Below are 1,899 nucleotides of genomic sequence, written 5' to 3' on the forward strand. Positions count from 1 at the left end.
CCCTTCCAGGGTAATGATGGTGGATTCGTCAGCCTGTCCGGCCAGCATACAGCAGGTGGTTACCGCATCACCATTGAAAATGACGGTGCAGGCCCCACACTCCCCTTCGGAGCAGCCCTCCTTCACGCTGGTCAGTCCAAAATCCTCCCGTAGAAGATCTAAAAGCCGTTTATTGGGTTCAGTCACGATGCTCCGTGCATCCCCAGTGAGAGTCAGATTCAGGGGGATTTTATTCATTGCATCCCCCGTCTAATTGATCCAGGCTGTCCCCCAAAAGATGTTACAAGACGCCCGGGACACATTCCTTTTTATACAGCACGGAGGGACGGGCCCGGGCCATCTCGTACACGGTGTCGTGGAGAACGGGAAGGGTGGCTTCCATGGCTTCCATGGTCAGGGGTGCCCCCACCAGCATTTCCTCGGCCTGTTTAAAATGGAGGGGATAACGGCCAATACAGCCACCCCGCATGGATGCCCAGGTACACACCCCAGCGTCGTCCACCTTAACCGCCATGCCGCCTCCGATGACGGAGATGGCCAGGGATTTCCGCTTGGCCAGCTTGTAGAAGGCACTGGCACTGTGGGCATCCGGGCGGTCGATGATGACCTCGGTCATGATCTCGTCAGCTTCCAGGGCATTGCGCCGTTTGAAGCCCTCTCCATCGAAGAAATCCGTCAGCTTCATCTTCCGGGTGCCCCGGACGCTTTCCAGCACCACCGTGGCATCCAGTGTCGTCATGGCAGAGACCCCGTCCCCAGCCACGGAGGAGGTGGATAAATTCCCGCCGATGGTTCCCAGATTCCGGATTTGGGGGGAACCCACCTGGCTGGCGGCTTTATACAGCGCCCGGACATGGGAGCGGATAAAGGGATGGTTTTCAATTTGGGTAAAGGTCGACAGCGCACCGATATGAATGGTGTTTTCCTCTACCCGGATGTATTCCAGCTCTTTAAGCTTCTTAATATCGATCACCACATCCGGCTTTTCCCAGCGATCATTGATTTCAATGACCAAATCTGTCCCTCCTGCAATGATTGCCGGGGGAACATCCTTATACTGATGCAAAAGGCCTTTTGCTTCCTCTAAGGTTTTAGGGGCGAAAAATTCAAAGTCTTTCATCTATTGCCCTCCTGAAACTGAAACGCCGGTCATCTGCTCCCATACCTTAATGACCGCTGACATATCCTCCCGGCCCAGACCCATAGCCCGTCCGCCTTCGAAAATTTGGGTCGCCATGGCGGTCATGGGAAGGGGAACATTTCCCTCCTTGCCAGCCTCCAGGGCCAGGCCTAAATCCTTATGCTGAAGATCCATGGCAAATCCCCCTGCAAAATCACCGCTCATGATGAATTTTTCCATCTTCGCCTCCATAGCATAGCTTCGGCCTGAGCTTTTCCCGATGATTTCCTGCATGGTTTCTGGTTTTAATCCACATTTCACCCCGAGGACCAGCGCTTCGGCCAGGCTGGCCATATTACAGCCGAGAAGCAGGTTGTTGACAATTTTCACTGCATCCCCTGCACCCGTATCCCCCACATGGTAAATATCTTTACCAATAACAGAAAGAACGGGCTGTATTTTCTCAAAGACCGCTTCAGAGGCCCCCACCATAATAGTCAGGGTTCCGGCTTCGGCCCCCTTGGTTCCGCCGCTTACCGGGGCATCCACATAATCGACACCCTTTTCTGCAGCGACCTTGGCCATTTTCAAGGTGGAAGATGGGGATACGCTGCTCATATCCACAATGACCGTCCCGGCTTTACAAGCTGAAAGGACACCCGCAGGCCCATTCATGACGGCTTCTACAACCCCGGCATTGGGCAGGGAGGTAAAAATAATATCCGAAGCAGCGGCAACCTTCTGATTGTTTTCACAGGCCTCGGCTCCCTGGGCCACCA

3 protein-coding genes are annotated in these 1,899 nt (G+C 54.3%); all 3 read right to left on the reverse strand.

What is annotated here, in order from left to right; all coding sequences use genetic code 11:
- Positions 1-237, reverse strand: a 237-nt coding sequence (locus VB081_RS14035; RefSeq protein WP_323401400.1) for a (2Fe-2S)-binding protein, incomplete at its 3' end; no start/stop codon positions are given.
- Between the two features lie 43 nt (positions 238-280).
- Positions 281-1,120 carry a nicotinate dehydrogenase FAD-subunit NdhF gene (gene ndhF, locus VB081_RS14040; RefSeq protein WP_323401401.1) on the reverse strand — a complete coding sequence of 280 codons (840 nt, stop codon included), beginning with the start codon at positions 1,118-1,120 and terminating at the stop codon, positions 281-283.
- A partial coding sequence (hgd, locus tag VB081_RS14045) for a 2-(hydroxymethyl)glutarate dehydrogenase (RefSeq protein ID WP_323401402.1) occupies positions 1,121-1,899 on the reverse strand: 779 nt, incomplete at its 5' end.

Source organism: Christensenella sp. (genome assembly GCF_034927525.1).
Taxonomy (GTDB): domain Bacteria; phylum Bacillota; class Clostridia; order Christensenellales; family Christensenellaceae; genus Christensenella.